This window comes from Rugosibacter aromaticivorans (genome assembly GCF_000934545.1).
GTDB lineage: Bacteria > Pseudomonadota > Gammaproteobacteria > Burkholderiales > Rhodocyclaceae > Rugosibacter > Rugosibacter aromaticivorans.
The window spans coordinates 1,035,081-1,057,637 of sequence record NZ_CP010554.1 but is presented as its reverse complement, the minus strand read 5'-3'; the positions used below and the strand labels follow the sequence as shown (position 1 = coordinate 1,057,637).

Genomic DNA, 22,557 nt, shown 5'->3' with positions numbered 1-22,557 from the left:
GATTCATCGGTTGTAATAGCTGTTGACGCGTTGCTGGACAGTGCTTTGGACGTTCTGCCCCATGGACGAGGCGCTGGGAACACGCACACTGGAGGCAATTTCCTGGATGAACTCGCTCATATCGATCCGGGAAAAATCGAGCTGCTCAAACTCGGATGTTGTGAATCCAGAACAGTCCGGGCTTTCAGCGCTCCCCCAGCCTTTCCCGATCTGTCCCCTGCCCTGTTCATTAATGATCCTGGCCAGACGCGAGTTGAAGCAGCAATAGGACTCGGTTTGCTCGATGCAAGTCCGAAGAATCGGGATCCGTGCCGAGCAGAATGAACCCACATGGACGCAAAGATTGGCGTCCCTATGCATTGCCAGCAACTGTTCCGATTGTTCGCAAGAGAGCAACTCGGACAGGAGTTGCAAGGCGACGGCCGCTGCCAATGAATATGGATCGAAGTAGAAATTGAAGCTCCCTAGCGATCCGAGCGAGTAGATTGGTCCGCCCAGCAGACCGCTGGTCACCGTCCCGGTCGAGAACGTCAATCCGTAGAAGCTGAAGGATGGCTGGAAATTGGTTGGAGTAAAAAGCACCTCCGAGGAGATCATGGCTTGGGCGCCAGCCTCGATATAGCTCGTGTATTGGGGGTACATGAAGTCGAACATGTACTTGCTGCCGGCATTCACCGCCAGTTGCCCGCCGGCAAAGGCTCCCTGGATGGTTGCCGACATCAGTACATTGTTGCTTCTGGCAGCACCGCCCCCGCCCTTCTTGCAACAATTCACCAGGCCAAAGAGCTTCTTACGGCACTGTTCCCCAACGCCCTTAAACAGTCGCTGATCGGCACCGTAGACGCCTGCTTCGCGTGCTGCCTCCATCGACGCCATGGCCTTCCCGAAATCCTGATCGGCTGGATTACTGGTGTCGAAGCATCCGGTTCCACTTTGGCAAAATGATCGCTGATCGCATACCGTACGCTGGGTCTGAGATGCCGGTGACGTCTGGCATGAATAGGTTCTTTCGCTCATGTCACAAGCCCCGGAGGCCAACTGGTCAATACATTGGGATGAGACCTGCGTACACCCCCGATCAATCAACTCCTGGCAATCGTTGGTCAGCGTCGTACCAGCACAGGTGTAATCCTCAGAACGAACCCAACAGGAATCTCCCGAGCTTTGTGCCCCAGCCGGCAAAGGGGATACGGTAGTCAAGCAGACCTGTAGCCCATTGATCGTTTTGCAGGGCGTGCTATCGGTACAGGTCGTCGCTGCGTGGACGCAATTGGTGCTTTGCGCGAATGAGGAGCACTGACTGGTATCCAGTGTGTTCGACGTGATGGTGTAGGACGTATTCAGCTCAACCACCGTCGGGGTGCTCGTCGAGGCCGTAACGTTGGTGCATTGATACCGTCGGGTATATTGGTTGCATGACCCGTCGAATGCCGTGCTGTCGCAGGTCGAACTGACCAGCGCACACCCTTCTGTTGCTTTGATGGCCGCGCAATAGTCGATGTGATTCTCGGCAATGCAGGAATAGTCATCCTGATAGCGCCAGCATGTAGCCGTAGAGTTGAGTCCACCCGCTGGCGGCGTCACACCGGCCAGACACACCGTCGCCCCGCTGGGATCGGCCTTGCATGGCGTCGAATCGACACAGGTATGCGCAGCCAGGCGACAGCGGGAATTTTGAACATAGCTGCTGCACTGGCTCGTATTCGCGGTATCCGTCGCCAGCGTGTAGGTGTTATCCAAGCGGACCGTGTTGGTGGGGGTTCCTTGGCTGGAGCCACACCTAAATGTCTTCGTGTACGTATTGCAGGTCCCATTGAAGGCGGTATCGCTACAGGTCGAGCTGGTTTGTCCACAGCCAGCCGCTGTCAGTGCCGAACAGTAATCAATCGAATCGGGTTTGATGCAGGTGTAGTTATCCTGGAGCTCCCAACAGCCGCCTACGTCGGCCAATGTCACGACAACACCAGATATTGTCTTGCTTGGTGTGCTATCAACGCAGATCGAGCTTTCCAGTCGACAATCGCCGGCAATCGCCTGGCCCACGAAAGCCATGAGAAGAAGAGCTACAAACGTCAGTGCCCTCATTACTGTGCCCGCTGCTGCAGAGTGGCGCACTCATTGGATGTCCAACTGCTGACGGTTTTTGACATCGGCAATTGGAGTGGCGCCCCAGTACCAGTTCCTCCTGAGGAATTGCATCCGGAACTGACATTGCGCATCGAAGGCGTACAGGTCGTTGAGCTGCAGCTGACGCTGAAATACACATAGAGATTGCAGCCGAACCCGAGGTTGCTGACGTAATAGTCGGTAACCGACTGCCCTGGAGCCACCGCAACCGGGAACCGGCCGTAACTCCCGTCCCATGGATAGCCAATCCAGTTGTAGTCGTAGCGATTCACACCATCGTAGGATCGGTAAGGTTCCACCACGTACGACCGGCCATCGCTTCCGCAGAAGATATTCATGGCCATGTACGGGTCTACGCACCAGCTGCAATCCATGAACGCGGCCCTTCCCAGCCAGGCGCCGGGCGTGCATTGGCCAAACCCGACTGTCGCCGACACTCCACGCCGACAGCTCAACGTTTCATATCCCTGCACCGTCTGGTTGCATTGATAGTTGTAGCTGGTGTTCACCGCAATCTGCCGACCGATGTAGCAGGTGGCATCGCTGAGCGTTTGCATCTGCTCGACACATTGGTACAGATGATGTTGATCGACGGCGATCTGGCGGGCAGTCGAACAGAAATTACTGCTCACGGGCCGGTACTCGGTACAGACCTCTGTCGAAAAAGTGGCCGGCGTGGTTTCCGTCACCACACGGCATTGCTCCGTACTCGACCCGATATTGACGCCAGTGACCTGCAAGGTTGGGTTGCTGGCGATGGAATTGGCACGACTGATCAGCGGATCGGTAGCACGGTCAATTGAAAAGGCCGGCCGCACGCTCGGGTTGCGTGCCACAAAATTCACTGCATCACACTCCTGCCGCCGATAGGCGTCGGCATCCGGCACTTGGCTAGCGCAGTCCGTAACCTTGGTGACACCGGGTCCAGATAGCTGACCCTGCCCGCCTTGGAACAACTGAGTTTGCGTGGCGCTCTGACCGTAACCTGGAACCATGGGCGCGGCATTCCCGCTACCGATGCCCTGAAAGGCACCATTGATCGAGCCTGATCCAAGCGCCCTGCCCTCAGTGAATGCCGTACCTGCGTCGTAGCCCTGTGCTACCGCGTTGGTCGCGGTCGCCATGAAAACCATGCACCAGACAAATAGGCACCTCACGGACGAGCCCCAGCCAATCTTGCGGCATAGCGCCTTGCCGCTTCTGCCCAGTTCGGTGCTTGGCGTTCAATGAGATCAAGGGCGTAGTCCTGACCAACGTCGCCATCAACCTTGATATAGCTTGCCGGAGCAGCGCATCCGTCCTCACCAATCTTGGTCGCTTGCCCGGACCGGGCGATTACCAACGCCGGTACTTGAGCCACCTTGAACTGTTTGAAGGCTGGGGGATGAATAATGGCTGTGACATTTCTCTTCCCGACCAGGGCGGCCAGTTCCTCCCCCATTCGGCTCAGGGAGTTGCCTTTGAGACCGCGAAGGACGAGGACGGCGCCCGACTTTTCCGATTGGGCGACGATTCGCTCAAGCGCTTCCTTCGGCATCGAGAACGAGACGAAGACCATCAGCTCAGGGATGTCAGATGGCATTTCTGATCTGGGCGGAGACGCATGGCGATAGGACTCTGCGATCTGGGAAATGTCCGGACTCTTGGCTACTGGCTTCGGTAATGCGTCAGTTTTCGGCACAGACAACGGATTCGCTACTCTTGCCGGCCCCATCCCCTTAAGAGCATCCTCCATACGTTGCCGCGCCACGCGCATGTCGCCATCGCTTGGCAGCACAGCCTGCGCCCATGCAATGCTCGACACTGAACACGCAATTGAAGCTGCGATGAGTACGCCGCATCGATATTGATTCATGGTTTCAAAAGGCCCCTTGGCAGCAGTTGCGTTTTCGAAAAACCATGTAGGCGAAGTCCTCGCCTTCAAAAGGGTATTCCTTGCCTGCCCCCCAAAGGACCGTCGATCGTCCCAGGGGCTGGCAACATTTGCCAGCGATCTTCGCCGTCTGCGGGATCGGGTACAGCATCTGGTACTTGTAGCCGGTCTTGTCCATGATCGGCTGCGGGTAATAGCCACAGAGCCCGTCCTCGCCGGATGCCGCCCACATCAGCCCCCCACGATGCATCTTCGCAATCAGGCGGGTCATCTCCAGACTGGATGCCTGGACACCGCCAATATGTGCCTGCACGTTTCCGTTAAGTGGATAGAGGCTTCCTTGGCATCCCGCACACCAGAACAACGTGTTCAGTGGGAACCCCGCTGTTGCCGCAACACAATCCGCAGCACAGGCAGCACGGGCCGGCAGATTGCCGAACAAAGCGACATCTGGATTGAAAATGAACGTCAGTTCATCGTCGTGCCACATTGGATCGAGTTCGGTGAGGTAGGCCACATCGAAGGAACTCTGCTCCAGACAGGCATTGTCGAAGATGGCTTCCAGCCAGAAGATGATTGGGTCGATATACCAATGCACCTGATAGAAGGATGATGTCGAGGTGCTATCCTGGCTGAAGCGCGAACCTCGCGGCGCATCAAACCCGGGGTTCAGCTCAACGCCGCCGAGACTGGTCATGCAAAACGGCCGACGCACGACATCCACGCGGCGAACCGGTTCCCAGAAGCTGACCTTGAACCCCACCCGCAATTGCGACGGGCACATGCAAACTGGGGAGCCGCCAGGGTTGGGTGTGTCTTCCTGCCCCATGGATACCAGGTCAAGGCCACCGAACCGGATGGGGAGCATGCAACTCCAGCAGATATCCGTGATCGGGTTCGCAAACCGGCCGGTACAGGTCGCCGTTGCATACGCTGGCAGCGATGCCCCTGCAGCGGCAATGGCGAGCACGAGGATGAGCGCGAATTCACGGAAGGACTTCATCGACCCTTAACCTCTTCCCGTCTTGAGTCACGACGGCTGGCACCTGATGAATGCCTAGGCGGCGAACCAGTGTCCCGCCCTGGTCATAGAAAACCTGGCATTTCCAGTCACGCATGAGATTCAATGGCTCGCCGGCGACCAAAATCGGCTTTACTGCTCGATCTTGATTCCGCAACAGCTGCCGGGCGAAGGAGACCTGCCGTCTATCCCTGCCATCGAAGAAGACGAGCTTTTCGCGAAGAGATACATGATCCAGTGGATTCACCTTCAGTCCGCGCGCGAACAGGAGCGCGCCATCTGCACCACGGATGTCCCGATCCAGCGTCAATGTCGGGTCGATGAAATAAGTGCGTTTGGCCGCTGTCGCCTTAAGACCGGGGACAGGCTTTGGCTTCTCGATAGCACCGACGACGCGATCGCGGTATTCGCCTTGCTTCCTAGCAAGCTCGCCGGATTTTTCCATCCGACCGAGTCGTGACTGGATGACTTCCAGCAGATCGGCTTCGGCAATATCGTAGGTCGGCCCGACGACACCGAGTTCTTCAGCGTGTGCGATAGGCATCAAGCTGAAAAGCAGCATGGCGAGGAGTTGGGCATGAATCGACATGAGGATCGATTCTGGTCGCGCGGTCGCGACGATGGCTTTTGAAATGCGCCTTTTTCGGGCGCATTTCGGCACCGCAAGTCACATCAGCTTCAATGCGTCTTCAATAATCAGGACATGCTGCGGTAGCATCGCATCTGACCTTGGAGGGAGCAATCGGTGGCATTGCCAGTACTGACCAAACGGTTGGTTGAAATCAAACTCGGAGCTTACTGCGAGAAGAGAATTCCGCACCATGTACGGGATCAGGTGAGGTTGAGTTACGTCATTCGCGGAAACAGCGTGACGCTCAATGAAGAACGTATTGCGTTTTCACAGCCGGGGACGTGGGCGACCGTTCCTATCGCTCAATTTCGGTATGAAGATAGTGGCAGCTGGGGTCTTTTCTGCTCGGACAGAAACTCGAAGTGGCATCGATATCACCAAGCAAAGCCGTCTCGTGACCTCGACACTCTGCTTGCGGCCCTGGATGCCGATCAGACAGGAATTTTCTGGGGCTAAGTCGGGGTAGATCGACTCTCGGTCGCTTGTTCGCGGCGGGGTGACCTGGAGGGAGAGCATCGCTCGCGGATGGATTTCCAGCCGTTCCTGGCGGCAACCGCCTCCCGCAGAATATCCACATACTCGGCACCATGTACCCGCTCGTCCGGCGGCATCGCCCCGTCCGCAAGCTCTGACAGAAGCCGGTTTCGAGTTGAACGAGTTTCGCCAAGCTCAAGAATTCGGCTGTAAGCCTCGCAGGCATAGGCAAACGTTTCTCGTTTGGCGAAATCAATCTCGAGCAGCCACTCCCGATGACGAGTCGCGTTCAGCCCGAGCGTTTCTCGCTTGCAGTTGTGAAAAATGTGGGCAGCCTCGTGAACCACATAATCGTCGAAGCGGTTGTTGGCATCAAAATACTCGACGGAAACATAGCAGGTCGTCTCTTCGCTCAGGCCAACAATATTTGGCGCATCGTCGGAGAGCCGTTTTGCATCAAAGCTTGTGAGGTAAAGATTTGCCAGATTCCACGCTGTCTTGAGCCAAGGCGTTTTTTCGAGAATATTCGCTATTGTCGCCGGCGTGAGAAAGACGACAGAACGCTCAAGCCTTTCGAGGACGATCATGCGTTCCCGCTGCGGGAACAACCCTTGCACCATGGGCGCAAGTTTCGCGTGGGCGAACACCTTCAAGTCGGCATTTTCGAGGAATGCGGGGACGGCTGCACGCCCGGTCCGCTGCAGTACCTCTGAAATGAGTACGCTGCGCAATGCTGCATTCCCGCACGTCGCACGTTCCACGAACGTATCGCCTGGCCAAGTCTCAAAGGCGTTGTCGTAGTGGCCGCTGGCAAGAAAGCGATCAACTTCTGTTCGCTGGAGCGTGTGCATTCTCTGAATAATTTACCCTACTGACGGCGTGGCCGGTATTCGATAGGAATGTGCTTTTTTTCGCGTCTGACACATAAACACGTCAGGAACGACGCTGCCCAAACGCATTATTGACATTCGATTTACCTGGAGTCGCTCTACCAAGAAAGGCTCAGCTTTCCGGGATTGAATCCAGACGAAGGCTCCATCCGCATCTGCCGTTAGGATGCCTTCTCTCACTCCTTCCCGCAAGGTTGTGACGATACTTTGTATCAATGCAAGTCGCGTGTCTTCACCAATTCCCTCAATCTCGCCCTGAACTGGCTTGGGTAACTGAACAGGATCAGCGGATGATATCGATACGGTTGATGGTTCTGGCGGCGTTTTCCCGATCGCCATGAGCTGTTTCACCACCGGCTGAAGCCGAACAACCTTCCACGTCTTGCCACCGTCGATCTCGATCTCCACCACCTTGCGAAACGGCGACAATGGATCAAGAACCAGCCAGTTTCGGCGCGACAGCTCATCAAGAATCGATTTGTTCTCCAACCCATAGCCATTGAGCGCATCTGGCCACTTGAGACACAGCACACCGGAGGAGTCGATGTGAGCCAATGTCTCGGATGATTTTTCGCCGGTTTGAATGTCTTCGGCAAGTGCCTTCAGTGCTTCGCCGACAGGTCCGTCGAGCCGATCGACAACTTCTTCCGGTGGTTTGGCATTCACCTTTTCGGATTGAACCGGTGCCCTGATGGGCGCTGGTGGCACTGCGGGCTCCGCATCGGCAGGCAATTTTGGAGAAGAGATACTTGGCATCTTTTTGGGAATTTCCTCCAGGTCGAGAATTTTTCCAGGGACCGAGAATGGGGCTGGATCGATGACCAGAGCAGCATCACGCAACCTGATGGCAGTCAGTCGGATATTGGGTATCTTCTCGGCTAGCACATCGGGGGCAATCACCCAGTAGCGATTCCCGTCAGTCCGATCCTCGCGAACATTCGCCAGCTTCCGATCAACGAGCATGTCCAGAATGCTGTTCGGGGTTCGTGGCAAGCCCGGAATTTTTTCCTGATTAATGATGGCCGCCATTTCTTCGCCTGCCGCAGGCCAGATTAAATAGAGATACCCGTCAATGAGCCAGAGGCGTGAGCCAGGTTCATTGATTCCCCAGGTTCCATCCCGGACAAGTCTGCGCATGATGTCCACCAGGAACCGTTCCACCGGAAGACCGATCTCATAGCCGGTAAACGCAACACCAAGATTTCGCAGGTCTCGTTCGACACTGACCTGGTCTGAGCGGATCACGAGATCATGTATCAGATTCTCAGCACTGGGATGCCCGTTAATTGTTTCCATCATCCAGAGTACGAGTTCTGTGTCCCCCTCCGCAATCCAGGCAAGGCCCTTTGGACTGATGATGCGCTCAGCAATCAGAGAGGAAATCGCCGTATGCTTTTTCGCACGATTCTCACGCCAATGCAGGAAGTACCGATCAACGCCGTGCCTGCTGGCCCAGGAATAAAGGTCTTCCACGAATGGGTTCCAGACTTTCGCTCCATCTCTGCTGGTAACGACAAGGTCTGTCACCGGCTTACCCACATCGTGGCAAAGTGCCGCTAGAAACACGGCAAGGTGCCACCGTGGTTCTAGCTCACGTCGTCTCCGGGGCGCCTGCTCTCCAGGCAGTAGCACTCGATCCCCAGATTGAAGCGACCACAGGGCGACCTCGGCAGCATGACGAAGCAACCCGCCTGCCCCCCTGTGATGATGAGTTTGGCTTGCCGGCAAGAGATGCGCGTAGGAGGCAAATCGACGCAGAGACTCCAGGTAGAACTGCTCGAATATATCGGGAGAGGCGAGTCCGGCCTCGCGAATCTGACCAATTAACTCGCGCTGAGTCTCGATAAGTTTGTGTGGGTCCGTGGCCGGCAGACCCCTCATAAACGGTGGGTACCGAGGGATATCCTCGTCGATTGCCGTTTGGGCAGCGTCATTCTCAGCGGGCTTGCCGACAGGTTCCTGATTTTGACTATCAAGACGAACTGTCTTTCTGATGAAACTTAACAAGGTCAGCCATCCCTTTCGCCAACGCCTTGCTGTGTTCTGTCCAGGCCGCGTCGAATCCCAAGTACAACGCGAAGACGCTGCCGTGCCCGATCAGGATCAATATCCAGAAGGCCACAGATCGAGTTGAAGGAATTGGCTGTATTGGAAATGCCATGGAATATCCATATCAAAGCTTCACGCTGTATGCCGCCAATACTTCTCTCCGACTTCTCGATTGACCTCACGTTGCCTTTCGCATCTTCGATCGCTTGATGAAGGACAGCTATCCATAGGCGCTTCGATCTTTGGATGACCTCCGATGTGGCGCGATCCGATTCCATTCCGAAAAACCCAATGTGTCCCACGTCAGAAAATCCGATGCGCCTTCCCGATGATTTGATTCCGACCAACCCAGCCGGTAAGCCGGTACCGTGAATCAAGGCTGTCGGGATGTGAGCCGGCAACGTAGTAGTGCCCTTCCGGAATTGTGCCGATGAGACCAATATCCAGCGGCTCTCCGGTTCGGGCTCTTTCCTTCGCACGGCCGACTGAAGTGCCATCTACGAAAAAGTCTCGGCCATTCGCCGTGACGACTGAATCGGGCAGTCCGATCAACTTTTTGACGAAAATGCTCCCGTGGGGATAAGGCCAGTTTGCCTCCCATCTGAAGGCAACCAACTCTCCGCGTGCTGGCATAACGCCTTTCTCGACAAGAAAAATGGTGCCAGGAAGACTTTCCGTGAGATTCAGGGCGACGAGATAAGCACGGCCAAATGCCAAATGGGCTGCCATGAACCAAAGGACAACGGGAAACCAGCGCCCAGACAGATTGAACAGACGAATATGCATGGTGCCACTGTATTGGCGCAATCGGTTAAGCAGTTTTCGAAATGCGTCCAGCAAAGGCACATTTCGCGCGCACGAGACCTGAGAGGTGGGCATCCTGCAAGCAGCAGTTGTCCCTGCACGTTCTTGCAGTTTTGAGAAACTGTGCGAAGCTGAACCGAAAACTGATCGGAGGCACTTATGACCATCGCCGCTGCTGCGACTCAAACGAGCAACCTGCTGGGTGCGCTACCGCTGCTGGCTCTGTTATTGATTGCCGTTGCCCTTTTTCGTTGGAATCGAAAATCTAAAACCACGGCGGCACCACGGCTCGCTCAACTCGAGCACGAACTCGATTCGATCAGAAACCGGATATTGCTAGTCACAATCGATAATGTGCCCGGCCAGAGGATCGTCAAGACGATCGGTTACGTGGAGGCTCTTTCGGAAACGGAGGCTGCTTCAGACTGGGAGTACCGCATCGCGGAAAAAGACGCTTTACTCCGGCTAGCTCAAAAGGCACTTGGTATCGGTGCCAATTCGGTAGTTGGCGTCAGAAAAATCAACGCCAACTATGATCAGGCAGGATCGCAGTGGCGCGTATCACGTGTGGCATATTGTGGAACGGCTGTCGTCAGCGCGAACTGAGTACCCATTGCATTCAATTGGAGGCTTGGCCACAGATGAGCGTGAGCTTCCGCTCCCACTTCACTACGGTCTGTTCTGCTTGGGATCTGTCTTTGGGTACATCCGGTGAAGCGTGGTTCCATCATGGACACCGATATACCATTCAAAAGGGAATGGGGAGTTTCCGACGATGACGAACACGAGACCATTGATGAGTAAACGCGCGGCCTCAGCATGATCGGCTGCAAGGCGGTCATCGGTCCCAGATGGCTTTGGTTCAGCTTCCGGGTGCGTATGCCACAACCCAACGCAATAGAGCCCTTGCCGAAGCATATCTTCCCGTTGACGCATCGCCTCATCGGTATCAAACGTTACGCTGGCCCATGATGATCGGCGTGACTTGAGTACTGTCGCCACATCAAGCACGATCACAGGTTTGGTCAGATCTCTGGTAAAAAGCTGACCTACGGACTCCCGCTGATACCAGCGACGTTGGGCGTGTTTCTCAAGAATAATGGTTGCGGCCATGCCAAAACTCATCTCCCAGTCGGCGTTGACCAGCTTGAACAAGGGCATCGCGTTCTCAGATCTCACGATGTACCTTGGGAAGCTCCCGCACTATGGTCACAGACTCGGTGCCGGACCCAGAGGGCGGGTCGAGATTGAACTCAACAAGTGTCGACGTTTGTTCGAAATAGGCTCGGTTTCGAACCATTGAACAGATTCCGGACGGAGTACTGGCGCCATTGAGCACCGCCAAGGCTCGCTCGGCAACCAAGCCCGCAGCCCGCCATGTGTCGGCCATCCCGTAGGAGTGGAAGCCCTGGCCGCAACCGGGCAATTGAACCTGCAGGTCATCAGGCCATCTCGCGATGTTCACCGCTGTTTCGGCGGGATCCGAGGTGGGCCACTCATCCTCACCGGCCACAAGGAGAGTATGCGCAGCAGCACAGCTTGGCTCCATCCAGGCCATCAGGACTGGAGCCAGCTTCAGGATGGAGCGACGAAGCCTAGAAGTGGCAACTCGAACCATTTCCTCCCCTGTGCAGTCGATCACTAGGTCAGGCGCCGACCGCTGCGAAGCCTTGCTGAACCATTGCATAGCCGACTCTGGGAATGAGTGCATTTGCACTCCAGGCACGGAACTCTCGACTCTCCCGCAGACGGCCGTAGCTTTACGTTCACCCACACTGGACGCCCCCAGCAGATGCCTAGCAACATTCTCCGAATCGAAAGTCTCTGGGTCTACAACCTCAATGGTACCCACCCCGGCGCGAGCAAGGAGTTCGATGACGGGGCTACCCAGCGACCCACATCCGAAGACAACTACCTTCTTGCTTGTCAGGCTCTTGAGCTTGTCGGATTGATGGTCTCGGGACAAACTCCATTGACGGTCGATTCGTGTAACCTCGACTGGGACCAAAACCGGACTATTCATCCGCGCCACGTGGGATGGCAGCAATCTCCAGCCAAAGACGACCGTACCTTGAATAAGCGCCACGAACACCGGCGCCTTGTTCGGCCATCGTCGAGACGAATACCAACTGGAGAGATATCGAGGTGTGTCGCTGAGTTGTGAAATCAGGTCGTTAAGCTCCTGGAACGACTTGGGCCAGGTGCTCGGTGTCCACCTTTCCACGAGTGGGAGTTGAGCTACTAGGGCAGCGCCGCGCACAATGGTTCCGACCGCCCATCCACGAGACCTTGCGAGCTTCTCAGGCTCAGCGCATGACGATGTGGCGAGTGCCTTACCTCCATTAGCCAACGCGACTGCTCCAACTTCTTGGACTCCGTCAACGTTGATGTCTACATCAAGTAGCAGCTCTATGGTCCGATAGGCTTGTGGAGCCTTTGACTTCGCGGCATATCGGCTCCAATAATCCTTTCGCTCTCGATGGAACTCCGCCTCGACCCAGCCGGGCGACTGGCAACATGATAGGAACTCGTTGAGCCGGACCAGCACACGTCCGACTGCCTCTACGGGGGCCGTAAGGTCATCCAGACTTGGCAGTATCCCGTGGCAGAAATGTCCATCGATTTCGATGTGCGGATAGCGTAGGCAGAACTTGCTATCGACTTCTAGGCGGGCGGCACTTAGCGGAAAGTCCTGTTTAAGCACAAGTGACGGTGAGCTTCCGTCCAACTCAGGAATTGCCGCCATTAGCCTCCATACTCGGCACTTCGTTCCCACTTCCTGTGCCGGACAACGCGCAGCCATGCCAGGGCCTTTGGCGTCAAACCAGTGTGTGACCTCGTCTATGGAGTCCGGAAACAGGGGCTGTACGGGCAATGCGTCGCCTGCTTACGCCAGTGTGTTTGTCTTGCGGCCCACCGGGGTGGCAACGGAGGGATTCGCCAGTGGTACGCCGGACGCTGCAACCAAGCTTTTGAGCAATGGGCTGCCTTGGCTCGTAACGCCCAGACTATCCCGCCATGCGTCTATGCCGGCTTGACCGAACACGCTCTTGAGTTTTCCTTCAGTGCTCGTCGAGTACTCGTCTGTGAGCAGCGCCTCCAAGTGACCTTCAAGCTCTGCATGCCAATGCTTGAACTCCCGAGCACGCGCCCCCTTGTCCGAGTTCCAGCGGTCAGCGAAGTTCTCACTTGGCAACTTGGGGTTCGGCACTAAATATTTGCCTGCCGCATCCGGCTTGACGTACCGCGGCATCTCGTCAACAACGGCGAGGACAACCTCGATGGGGGAGTTCATAGTGTGCTGGCGAGTACGCCAGATATTCTCAAACGCATGCGTGGCCGCGGTCACGATGATGACTGAGATGGGCATCGCTGCCTTCTGCTCCTCGGTTGCAAAGTGGTAGAAATTGTCGCGGTGCAGCTTCATCAGCTGGATAGCTCGACGGAGAATGTCATCGATCCCAACCGGTTCGGCGGGCAGAGGATCAATGGACTTGCGAGCTTCCACGAATGCAGCGAGCGACGCCATATCCTTGAAAGGGAATCGGAGCTCAGCAAGCTCACAGAACCAGTCAGCGAATTCCTTTGGGTTTGAGGGGCTCCAAAACGTGTCCGGATCCCGAACACGCAAACCTGCGCCGTATGCTTGGTTCCGATCCGCCACCGCTGGCGTGACATCGAAATAGTATGGCTTTTGAGGATAGTTTAGCTTCCAACAACGCCGGCGAGGTTCGGGATCTCCAGTCACCTCCTCACGGCCCAACAGCGCCCGGCCAAACTCCTCGAACATCTGTTCCGAGTCAGGGTTCTGGTATTTCGGTCCTGAGAGCTCAACCACGACGTCAATGTCGAACTTGGCGTTACCACGCGGGCTGATGGTGGTCTGGGTGCGCATCGATCCCTGCGGATAGACATCCACCTCATGCCGTGGAATGTCGAGCTTGGTGGCGATGTCGTCGGCGAGCTTCAGGTACTCCCTTTCGGCGTCCCTGCGTTCTGAGTCGTTGAGTTCAAGGCGCTTTAGCAACGACATGATGAGCTGCTCCCAGCGGCCTGCATCCCGCGTGAGGCCAAGCGACTTCAGAAGGCGTTCTGAGAATGACATGGTGGATTGTTGATTGTTGTCCAAGATAGTGTCCTTGTCGACCAAGTTTAGGAGATGGAAGCTGACTCGCCGGTCGAGGGCAAAATCACTTCAGTGGAAGAGATTTGAATTGTGGGCTCGAATGGGCCCCATGCACCCTGTGCAGCACCAAGTCGACGCTCGTACAACACGAAGTCAGCCTGGTGGCGAGCCTGCATCTTTTGACCCAATCGGAAGCACGCGGTCGCGGGACCCATGACAACCAGGTGAACGATCCGCACCCGCCACTGATCCTGAATTATCTGCAACGCGTCGCCTACTGCGCGACCGACCAGCTCGAGGTCATCCGGGTGCTCCATGACTCGATAGCTAGGGCGATCTACCGTCACCTCGATGGTAGGCAAAACGTAAGCACCACCAGCGAACAGGTGCGCGGGCAACTCGGAAGATGGCGGTGACACAGTCAGGTTGACCTGTAGCAACGCCTCGACTTCTCCATCCTCGGCCACGCGATGCACATGCACCTTGAACTTGTCCGTTGCCGGCTTCGGGCAATCCAGCCAAGCCCACTGGCCCCCGCGATTGCCGGCTACCTGGTCGCGGTGGAACTGGAACAATTGGACCGTACTCGATTCACCCACTAATCGCCCAGACAGCACGAGGACGGATGTTCCATGCAGTGGAAAAACGGCGAGCGGTGCTCGCTGCGCGCCTCCGTGGGTCGTTCCATAAAGGAGCCCTTTCAACCGTGGAATGTCCGTTCGCAGCAACTCGAGCAGGCTGAGCCAGTAAGCATTCGAATTGGAGGCTCCTAGATGCGATCCGTTTCGAGCAAACCATTCAGCCCGCGGTGTGGCGGAGCGGAGTCGATGCAGCCACATGGCTTCTTCGGCGACACGTTCATCGAAAGCGAAGGATTGGCCCTCGATGTTACCGCCAATGACCAGCATCTGAGCCGCCGGAAACCGCAGTGAATCGAGCAGGCGTCGAACCTCACCAACGCTCTTCTCGCGCATTTCGCTGAGCAGCTCGACGCCGTAGCGATTGGGGGCAATGCGGTCAATCAGCCGATGGCACTTATCGCACATCAGCATGATGTTGGTCGGGTCGTTCGCAAGCCTAGCCGAGTGCGTTTTGTCCCCGCGGGGGCCATCACTAGACGACGCCACGATGTGAGCAAAATAGCCGTAGTTACCACTTGCGCCTGGAACAAAGTGGTGCCGCAGATCCTCGCCACAGCCATCGAGCTGGCAACGCCATCCAGCCAACGAAGCAACCTCGAACCTAGTCTTCGCGTCAACCTCTCCCTGTCGGCCGCCGGCCTGAGTGACGGCGTCTCGGGTCTTCTGCCATGCCTTCACATAGCTGGTAGTCACTTTCAGAGGGGTTTGCGACCGATAATCTGTAAACAATGGGGCTGAGTCGGTTGTTTCGACCCAGAGCAAGCGATTCTGTTTACCTGCCTGTTCGAGAATCTTCGCCGTCTCTTCGGCTAGGTCACCCTGCCCCACTTCCAACCAGTCGTCATCCGTCGTGGATCTTGCAGCAAGAACACGAACAACGAACTTGTTGGCAACGACAAGCAGGTGCTCGCGCCCTTGCGCGATGTGGGTACGTAAGCTGTCGGCGAGTTCGGAGTCGGAACAGGAAGTCGTCACGGTTCAGCCCTTCGGTGGAAATGGGTCGTTACCGTAGCTGTTGCGTTCTCTAATTCGTCCGTTTTCACCGTGAATAATGACCTCGGCTTGCTGGTTAATTGCGATTCCGCGTGCTGCCCTTTCTGCTTCAGCCTGTGTGTTGTGGTGTGAAGTGTCCCGCTCGTTGCCTTCGCCGCGAACGGCCCAACCGTTTTCACGGGGTACTACATGCTGGTTCTTACCCATATTTTGCCTTTCCATAGCTGGGTGGTTAAAAAGGTCTGATGTCATTAATTCTGTTTCAATTTTTCTGGTTGCCAACTTTTACATACTACACATAACATCAGTACCTCATCGTTCGATATATCGGGTTTATTGCTTAGGTTATGGGAAAATTAATGTATTGTCAAGTCGATGTTATTTTGTTCGTAATAATGGTATATTTTGAAAACCAAGGATGCCTTTTAAGGAGTTAGATGTGCCCACGCTATTAGGCGACAAGATACGCAAACTGCGTCAGGGGAAGCGCTTTAGCCTTGATCAGTTGGCCGAACTGGCCGATACAAGCAAGAGCTACTTGTGGGAGCTGGAGAATCGGGATACCGCCAATCCCACTATGGACAAGGTAGCCAAAATCGCCGCTGTGCTCGGCGTAACCCCTGAGTTCCTACTTGACAATCAGCAAACGGAGCTATCGGAGACGGTAGCTGATCGTGCGTTTTTCCGTAAATACCAGAAACTTCCTGCGGAAACCAAGCAGAAGATTCAGGACATCCTCAAGGTCATCCAGGAACCCGACAAGAAGTCCGAATGACGCCGATTCCGCCGAAAAAGCCCATAGCCGAGGCGAACAGGCTATCCACTCTGCTCAACATCAGCTTAGGGAGCGAACGATTCCCCGTCAACGTGGAACAACTCGCCAAGTCCTACGCCGGTCAATTCGGCCACACTGACCCCATCACGCGTGTCATCGGTGACGATCTGCCGGGCTTTGAGGGCGCTTTGTACGGAACAGAAAACAAGGGGCGGATCGAGTGGGCCCTTATCTACAACTCGGCCGTTTTCGTGCCGGGTCGTATCCGCTTCACAATGGCTCACGAACTCGGTCACTATATCCTGCATCGCCAGACCCGGAAAAGCTTCGAGTGCAACCAGGACGACATGTTGCGCTGGGAGTCGCAAGAGAAACAAATCGAGGCGGAGGCCGATGTCTTCGCATCATCCCTTCTGATGCCGATCGACGACTTCCGCACCCAGATCGGGCACGAGATTGTGGACTTGGAAATTCTGGACGGCTGCGCCGTGCGTTATGGTGTATCGCTCACAGCCGCCGTACTGAAGTGGCTGGAGTTCACACCGCAGCGAGCGGTATTAGTTGTCTCCAGAGATGACCACATTCTTTGGGCTCGATCAAGCCAATCGGCGCTCAAGTCTGGCGCGTTCTTCCGGACGCGCGGGCGCGTAATACCGGTCCCGGAAGGATCGATGGCAACCTCGAATCAGATAGTTGTTCCGGAGCGTCAGGGAATTGAAATCGCGGCCACCATATGGTTTCCCACCGAGCCAAAGGATATGGTCTTGCGAGAGATGAAGATCGTTTCCGACCGTTATGAGCAGACCATGTCGCTGCTCATCCTGCCCAAAGCGGAACCCCGCTACTGGAAACGTGACGAGGAGGAAGATCGGGAAACGCTAGACGAATACATTGGCTCTGGACGCCTGCCCAAGCGCTGAATATCGTCCGCATTTGGGTGCATCCTTCATTCCAGTTGGCCTCCTGTGCGCGGGCTCAGTGGCACATAGAACGCATATTGCCCTGAAACAGAAACAGCCACTCGCGAAGCCCGCCCTTCCATATTGAGCAGTAACTGCACGTAACCCGATTAGCAGGGACTCTCCCGCTACTTGCTATTCTTCCCTCCAATGGTCTCTTGAATGTAGCTGCCCGGGTTCGGCCCAGTTACTCCATTTACCACACGATTTGCCGCGTCAGAGACATCTTCAGCGATCTCCATCCCCTTACCAACAGGAGATGCTGGCTTCAGCTTGCGGAAATTGGATGGTATTGCATTTTCCTGATGAGCTTGCCCTGCCCCTTCCTTCCGGTCGTTAACCTCGAACGCGTTCCTGGAAAACTCCCGCATCGCTGTGTGCATGGCCTGGTCGCTTGGCCGCTCCTGCGGGTTGACCCCAGCGCGCCCCGTTCTCCCCTTCACCTGCCCCAAATAATCGCCACCTGCTGATTCGACCGATTCACTGCCCGGAATGCCCGCCCGATTCGCGTCATGCCTTGCCTGGATTGCCTCAGCCCCCTGCACCTGCCCGCCCATCTCTCCCAGCATCCGGTCGTAGTTCTGCGCGGTGTATTCCTCGATGTATGGCCTGAGCTTATGCGGATCGCCCATGACCCCCTGAAACTTTTCGTAGTTGTACTCAAGTTTCGGCAGCAGGAAATCCTTGATGAAATGATCCTGTAGCTGAAGATTTGACCCAAGCTGGCCGCTGTGGGAAAGCTCCCACATCTGCCGGTGCCCCTCCGTTTCCTGCAATGATGCACTGAAGGCGTCGCGCGATTGCCGTGCGTGGTCCAGGGACGCACGCATACCATCGCTGCCGGCGGTCTTTCCTTCATCGCTGGTCCGGTAGTTCCGTTCCCAGCCGTTGTCGAGCACGGTGCCCACCTTCTTGCCGAAGCTTGATTCTTTAGCGAATTGAGCCATCTCCTCCAGAGATCGCATCGAGTCCGCGGAATTGCGCATCTTGGCCGACACTTCCACACCTCCGCGAAGTCCGGCAATCTCCAAAAGCTTCGGAGTACTCATGCCCATCGATGCGCCAACCATGAGCTCCATCGCGACCTTCTCGCTGACACCGAGTTTTCTGGCCCACTGATCGACCTGGCGTAGGGTTTCATTGGCTTCTTGATTCCGGCTTGACCCCATACCATGGCGGTACCCTGTCGTATCACTAGCGCCCTTGGTGTGGCTTCTCTCAAAGCCAGCCTCCTGCTTGAGTGCCGCGAGAGCACTTTCAGCGTACTCCGCAGATTGCTGCTGCGTCGCCTGCTGGGAGCGTTCGTAATTTTCCTTCGCTGCAGCCCCCAAGGAATCGTTGAGCGCCATATCGGCACGGACATCGCTTTTCGCCTGCTTGACGACGAAGCCGCCACCGGAAAAATGGCTGTAATCGAATCCTCCTCGTGCCTGGTAATTGGTCATACCCTGACGCAAGCTGGGGTTCATGTCGACCGCCAGACCCTTCATCGTGTCGTGACTGACATTGTTGAGGGAGGCATTACCCATCTGCATGTTGCCCATGGCCAAGGCGCTGGCGATCTTTTCCGGGTCGCGTGGCGGCGCCACCAGACCGGCGACCGACTGCAGTCCGACCTCGCCACCTTTCACGATAGCGGCAGCGATGGCCGGGATTGAAATGACCAGCATCCCCGCAATTGCCTGGTCGCTGACAATCGCGGTATTGAGGAAGCTCATCTGTTCAATGGACAAGCCACTTCCAGCGCTTCCATTCGTGTATTGGCTTCTCGAATACATCGTGATGATGAAGTTCATCACGGCATAGAGCGGTGCCCAAAGCTGAATCCAGAACAAGCTGGCCGCGTAGGACTTGATGATGGTGCCGGCCTGATGCCCACTGAGCACCACAAAGAGCAGGAAAACCGGAAAGATAGCGTACTGGACCAATTCGATGGAATTGCGTACCTTGGGCATCGTGGATTCGGCAACCCGCGCCATTAGCTTGTAGGAGTCGCTCGTTGATCGAAGTGACTGTGCCATCGCAAGGTTGGTCTGGGCGCTGGCGGCATCCCCTAATTGCGCAGGCAGCATGTACTGCGCATCGATCATGAAGTTGGCGACGATGGCCTGCTTGACAGCATCCTGCGCCGAAGCCGAGACCCCCAGGAGATAGTTGGTCGAGGTTGCCAGGGAGCCGACAATCGCGGTTCCGGCATCTGACTGGCTCATTTTCGGGTAGAGGCGTGAACCCAGCAAAGTGATCTGGCGGCTCGATTCCGCATTGATCTGGGTAGTGAGGCTCTGATACGCCACATCGCAGCCGACCGTACTCATGATGGTCGGGTCCGTCGTGTCGCGCAAAGTCACCAGTCGCGCAGGGTTTGTCTTCCCGTTCAGGCTGACCCAGACGTTGTTGACCTCCAGGATGTCCTCTTTCATGCGGATGTAGCCGGTGGCCAGATCCGGCGCGACGCACTCCCGGTAAAACTCCAGCAAGTTGCTGGTCAGAACGGGATTGCCGCTCTTGACGGCAAGACGCTCGGAGAGCACCCGGTGGCCGAACAAGGTGCCGTTCCGTCGGAACTTCACATCATCGGGTAGCGAGAATACGGTTTCGAAGGCCCCGGTCAGCCAGTCCCCTACCTTGCTCATGCTGTGTGCAAAGGCGCCCAGACCAATGGGTACATTGGCGACAGCTCGCGGTGGCTCATTCCCTGTGCGATCGACGATGGTCACCGTCACCTTGGGAATCAGCAGCATGGATTGGAAGATGGCCAGGAAGAAGAGCCACTTCCACATCCCATCCAGTCGCTCCCGCCCAGTCAGGGTGGCGATGACAACGACGATGATTCCCACGATCGCCATGGTGCGCAGCAAACCGAGGTAATCGCCGCTACCCATGATGGAAGCGACGGCATTGAACATCGCCTCCAGCTCCGCGACGTTCCAATAGGCATAGACCTCGTACATTCTGGTTCTGCCCGATCTACCGGTTGAAGACCATCATGGACTGGAAGATGTTGGTCGGCATCCCTGCATTGAGGCTTTGATGCAGAAGCTGGAGCGAACGGCTCATTTCTGCGACCTGCATGCCCTTTTGGTACTCGGCGCGCAGCATGTCCCGCGCCTCCTGCTCGACTTCGTTGAGGCGGACGAGAATCTTTTCCGAAGCAGCGACGGCATCGGGACCGCCCTTCCCTGTCTCGTTCTGCAGAGCACTGCGAAGCGTCTTTGAGAGATTCGTAAAGTAGGCGTAGGCCACATCCACAGCAATCAACTGGGCGTAGTCTTCAGTGATCCGGTCACCGCCAGGGATACTGCTGGATACCGCGAGCATCTTCCAGACCGGCAGGGAAGAATTGCCGATCAGGGCCGTATCCAGACTGGTTTGCCCCGTGGCGTCCCGATTGATGATCTTGTCCCGCATCGCTGCAATCCGGGTTCTGACTTGCCGGGAGAACGGAGTCACAGTAAAGGCGCTCTCCGAGAAGGTCGGCGTCATGCACTCCGCCGTGTCGGCGCCGCACTTCAGGCCGGGCAGATTGACTGTCATTGAACCACCATCCCCGACGAACTGCCGGAAGGTCAGCTTTCCGCCGGGTAGATAGGCCCACTTGGCTTTCTCGTCGGAGCTCTCACCGGGCGGCGTCACGATGATAGTGCCGGTCAGGCTCATCAATAGCTCCTTGGTCTCATCGGTGACGCCGACGACACGGGATAGCGATCGCCACACGACGTTGCCCGGTTCGAAAAGCTCCCGATACCCCTGTGACGAGTTCTTGGCCGCTGTCCGGATACTTTTGGCCGTAGCACTGCTTTTCTTCCACTCATCCCAGGACTCAAACACATCCCCAAAGATGTTGAGGCTCGCACCGGCAGTTTTCCCCTCCTTCTCCTGGGTCTTGTCCGTCAGCATGCTGCCGGCCGCCGTGACGATCCCTTCCGCTGCCTGGCAGGAATTGATGTTGAGATTGTTCATCTTCGACGCCTGATCCTGCAGGTACTTCAGAAGATCACAGAGGTCAGGCGACATCGAGCACAAGGCCATGTTGAAGGCAGCGCCGATGGCGTTGTTACCTATGTTCCGCAGCAGTGCGACAAACTGTTCCTTATTGATGAAAGAAAATGATCCTGCGAACAAATCGATTCCGCCGCAACCAGCCCGAAATGAAGGCGGCGAAATGCTTGCCAGCTGGTAGTTACGCACCGGGGTGCGCATATAGAGACTTCCTCCGGTATAGAAATTCATCGTCTGCCCGCGGTAGGCGTCCGCACCGGTCACATTGCCGTAGGCGCCGATGTCATTGAACCAGTCCTGCATTGACTGGGAGACGTTGGCCATTGCCGGACTGGCCAGCGTCGAGCAGACAAGCGTGATGGCGATGGTTCGACGGAGACATGAACTATTCATGGGCAACCTCAATAAAGTTCGCCGGGACGTGTTTGAGTCAGGATGTAAATGCGTTCGACGATCTCTTGAGCCGAAAGCACACCTGACCCGATCGGAAGAAGCCGGCGATCCTTGATATTCCCCAACACCACGAGCGGCACAACGCTGACGCCCAAGGAAGCAGCCATCCCGTTGTCCCGTGACGGTTTTGGGAACTCAGGCAATCCGCCACCGTCAAGAGAGACAGGGAAAACAGCAATTCCGTACTGCTCGGACAGGAATTTCAGCGTTGGCGCCATGCGATGGCAATACGGGCAATCCGACCGGAAGAAGAAAAACAGCCCCCAGTCCCGCACCAGACTCGCGAGGGTCTCTGCTTCCTTGCGCGTCCGCTGGACATCGCGCACCTGGATGGCCGAGTTGTTGGACGGGTTCCGCAACTGATAGTTGAGTTCCGGATTGGCCCAGATGACCCGGCGCCAGACGTCCGAAAACACTGAAGCCCTGTCCATCAGAGCTTCCTGGGCCACGATGTAGCTCTTGAGGTTCTCTGGCGTCGGCTTGACGATGGCAAGCGCCCTCTTCCGCTCCGCATCCTCTCTCAACTTCTTCAGGGCCGCGACGGCCTCATCCTCTTCACTGGCTGCCTTTGGTTTGGGCTTTTCGACGGCGTCATCGATCCGATCACTTTCACGCGGGATATCGCAATACCAGTTGAACCGACTCTCGTCGCAGCGCCAGATAGAGTCATACTCCAAACTGCTTTCCGCTGACGCAGAATTGACGAACACGAGAAGTAAGAACAGGAGAGCGATACGCATTG

At 56.3% G+C, this 22,557-nt stretch carries 20 protein-coding genes; 4 read left to right on the top strand and 16 right to left on the bottom strand.

Annotated features, from left to right (window positions below; all coding sequences use genetic code 11):
- Nucleotides 1-3 precede the first annotated feature (3 nt).
- Genes PG1C_RS05315 through traW form a run of 5 tightly spaced genes read right to left on the bottom strand, consistent with a single transcriptional unit; the run spans nucleotide 4 to nucleotide 5,610 of the window.
- Nucleotides 4-2,085, bottom strand: a complete 2,082-nt coding sequence (locus tag PG1C_RS05315) for a conjugal transfer protein TraN (RefSeq protein ID WP_202636361.1) — start codon at nucleotides 2,083-2,085, stop codon at nucleotides 4-6.
- Entirely contained in the window at nucleotides 2,085-3,251 is a 1,167-nt protein-coding gene (locus PG1C_RS05310; RefSeq protein ID WP_202636360.1) for a hypothetical protein, read from the bottom strand. Before PG1C_RS05310 ends, PG1C_RS05315 begins: the two co-directional genes overlap by 1 nt.
- Nucleotides 3,252-3,280: 29 nt before the next feature.
- Entirely contained in the window at nucleotides 3,281-3,982 is a 702-nt protein-coding gene (gene trbC / locus PG1C_RS05305; protein ID WP_202636359.1) for a type-F conjugative transfer system pilin assembly protein TrbC, read from the bottom strand.
- A 4-nt stretch (nucleotides 3,983-3,986) separates the two neighbouring features.
- Nucleotides 3,987-5,003, bottom strand: coding sequence for a conjugal transfer pilus assembly protein TraU (gene traU / locus PG1C_RS05300; RefSeq protein ID WP_202636358.1), 1,017 nt, complete (start codon nucleotides 5,001-5,003; stop codon nucleotides 3,987-3,989).
- Nucleotides 4,987-5,610, bottom strand: coding sequence for a type-F conjugative transfer system protein TraW (gene traW, locus PG1C_RS05295; RefSeq protein ID WP_202636357.1), 624 nt, complete (start codon nucleotides 5,608-5,610; stop codon nucleotides 4,987-4,989). Before traW ends, traU begins: the two co-directional genes overlap by 17 nt.
- Nucleotides 5,611-5,766: 156 nt before the next feature.
- Between traW and PG1C_RS05290 the strand changes: the two genes are divergently transcribed.
- Entirely contained in the window at nucleotides 5,767-6,108 is a 342-nt protein-coding gene (locus PG1C_RS05290) for a DUF3024 domain-containing protein (RefSeq protein ID WP_202636356.1), read from the top strand.
- On the opposite strand, the gene PG1C_RS05285 is transcribed toward PG1C_RS05290, so the two are convergent.
- From PG1C_RS05285 to PG1C_RS05275, 3 genes are all read right to left on the bottom strand, one after another.
- Nucleotides 6,105-6,887 carry a hypothetical protein gene (locus PG1C_RS05285; RefSeq protein WP_202636355.1) on the bottom strand — a complete coding sequence of 261 codons (783 nt, stop codon included), beginning with the start codon at nucleotides 6,885-6,887 and terminating at the stop codon, nucleotides 6,105-6,107. The two genes, PG1C_RS05290 and PG1C_RS05285, sit on opposite strands and share 4 nt — an antisense overlap.
- A gap of 102 nt (nucleotides 6,888-6,989) precedes the next feature.
- A complete protein-coding gene (gene mobH / locus PG1C_RS05280) occupies nucleotides 6,990-9,023 on the bottom strand; it encodes a MobH family relaxase (RefSeq protein ID WP_202636354.1) in 2,034 nt (677 codons plus the stop codon).
- A gap of 345 nt (nucleotides 9,024-9,368) precedes the next feature.
- Nucleotides 9,369-9,851: a S26 family signal peptidase gene (locus PG1C_RS05275; RefSeq protein WP_202636353.1), complete on the bottom strand. Its 483-nt coding sequence runs from the start codon at nucleotides 9,849-9,851 to the stop codon at nucleotides 9,369-9,371.
- A gap of 177 nt (nucleotides 9,852-10,028) precedes the next feature.
- Between PG1C_RS05275 and PG1C_RS05270 the strand changes: the two genes are divergently transcribed.
- Nucleotides 10,029-10,475, top strand: a complete 447-nt coding sequence (locus PG1C_RS05270; protein WP_202636352.1) for a YbjQ family protein — start codon at nucleotides 10,029-10,031, stop codon at nucleotides 10,473-10,475.
- Between the two features lie 63 nt (nucleotides 10,476-10,538).
- Here PG1C_RS05270 and PG1C_RS05265 read toward each other — a convergent pair whose 3' ends face one another.
- The 5 genes from PG1C_RS05265 to PG1C_RS05245 all read right to left on the bottom strand — a co-directional run bounded on the left by PG1C_RS05265 (nucleotide 10,539) and on the right by PG1C_RS05245 (nucleotide 15,911).
- The gene (locus PG1C_RS05265) at nucleotides 10,539-11,030 is read right to left on the bottom strand and encodes a Mov34/MPN/PAD-1 family protein (RefSeq protein ID WP_202636351.1); all 492 of its coding nucleotides are present in this window, start codon (nucleotides 11,028-11,030) and stop codon (nucleotides 10,539-10,541) included.
- A gap of 7 nt (nucleotides 11,031-11,037) precedes the next feature.
- Nucleotides 11,038-11,892 carry a HesA/MoeB/ThiF family protein gene (locus PG1C_RS14985; protein WP_414629204.1) on the bottom strand — a complete coding sequence of 285 codons (855 nt, stop codon included), beginning with the start codon at nucleotides 11,890-11,892 and terminating at the stop codon, nucleotides 11,038-11,040.
- An 864-nt stretch (nucleotides 11,893-12,756) separates the two neighbouring features.
- Nucleotides 12,757-13,998 carry a nucleotidyltransferase domain-containing protein gene (locus PG1C_RS05255; protein WP_202636349.1) on the bottom strand — a complete coding sequence of 414 codons (1,242 nt, stop codon included), beginning with the start codon at nucleotides 13,996-13,998 and terminating at the stop codon, nucleotides 12,757-12,759.
- 23 nt (nucleotides 13,999-14,021) lie between these two features.
- Nucleotides 14,022-15,611: an SAVED domain-containing protein gene (locus PG1C_RS05250; RefSeq protein ID WP_202636348.1), complete on the bottom strand. Its 1,590-nt coding sequence runs from the start codon at nucleotides 15,609-15,611 to the stop codon at nucleotides 14,022-14,024.
- A gap of 3 nt (nucleotides 15,612-15,614) precedes the next feature.
- The gene (locus PG1C_RS05245; protein ID WP_237218297.1) at nucleotides 15,615-15,911 is read right to left on the bottom strand and encodes a DUF2188 domain-containing protein; all 297 of its coding nucleotides are present in this window, start codon (nucleotides 15,909-15,911) and stop codon (nucleotides 15,615-15,617) included.
- A gap of 157 nt (nucleotides 15,912-16,068) precedes the next feature.
- Between PG1C_RS05245 and PG1C_RS05240 the strand changes: the two genes are divergently transcribed.
- Nucleotides 16,069-16,404: a helix-turn-helix domain-containing protein gene (locus PG1C_RS05240; RefSeq protein ID WP_202636347.1), complete on the top strand. Its 336-nt coding sequence runs from the start codon at nucleotides 16,069-16,071 to the stop codon at nucleotides 16,402-16,404.
- Nucleotides 16,401-17,324 (top strand): ImmA/IrrE family metallo-endopeptidase, encoded by a 924-nt coding sequence (locus tag PG1C_RS05235; protein ID WP_202636346.1) that lies wholly within the window; start codon nucleotides 16,401-16,403, stop codon nucleotides 17,322-17,324. Before PG1C_RS05240 ends, PG1C_RS05235 begins: the two co-directional genes overlap by 4 nt.
- A gap of 167 nt (nucleotides 17,325-17,491) precedes the next feature.
- On the opposite strand, the gene PG1C_RS05230 is transcribed toward PG1C_RS05235, so the two are convergent.
- The 3 genes from PG1C_RS05230 to PG1C_RS05220 are packed head-to-tail and all read right to left on the bottom strand — an operon-like array spanning nucleotide 17,492 to nucleotide 22,555.
- On the bottom strand, nucleotides 17,492-20,314 hold the full coding sequence (locus PG1C_RS05230; RefSeq protein WP_202636345.1) for a conjugal transfer protein TraG N-terminal domain-containing protein: 2,823 nt from the start codon (nucleotides 20,312-20,314) through the stop codon (nucleotides 17,492-17,494).
- A gap of 16 nt (nucleotides 20,315-20,330) precedes the next feature.
- Nucleotides 20,331-21,755, bottom strand: coding sequence for a conjugal transfer protein TraH (locus PG1C_RS05225; protein WP_202636344.1), 1,425 nt, complete (start codon nucleotides 21,753-21,755; stop codon nucleotides 20,331-20,333).
- Between the two features lie 8 nt (nucleotides 21,756-21,763).
- Nucleotides 21,764-22,555, bottom strand: a complete 792-nt coding sequence (locus PG1C_RS05220) for a conjugal transfer protein TraF (protein ID WP_202636343.1) — start codon at nucleotides 22,553-22,555, stop codon at nucleotides 21,764-21,766.
- Between the last annotated feature and the right edge of the window lie 2 nt (nucleotides 22,556-22,557).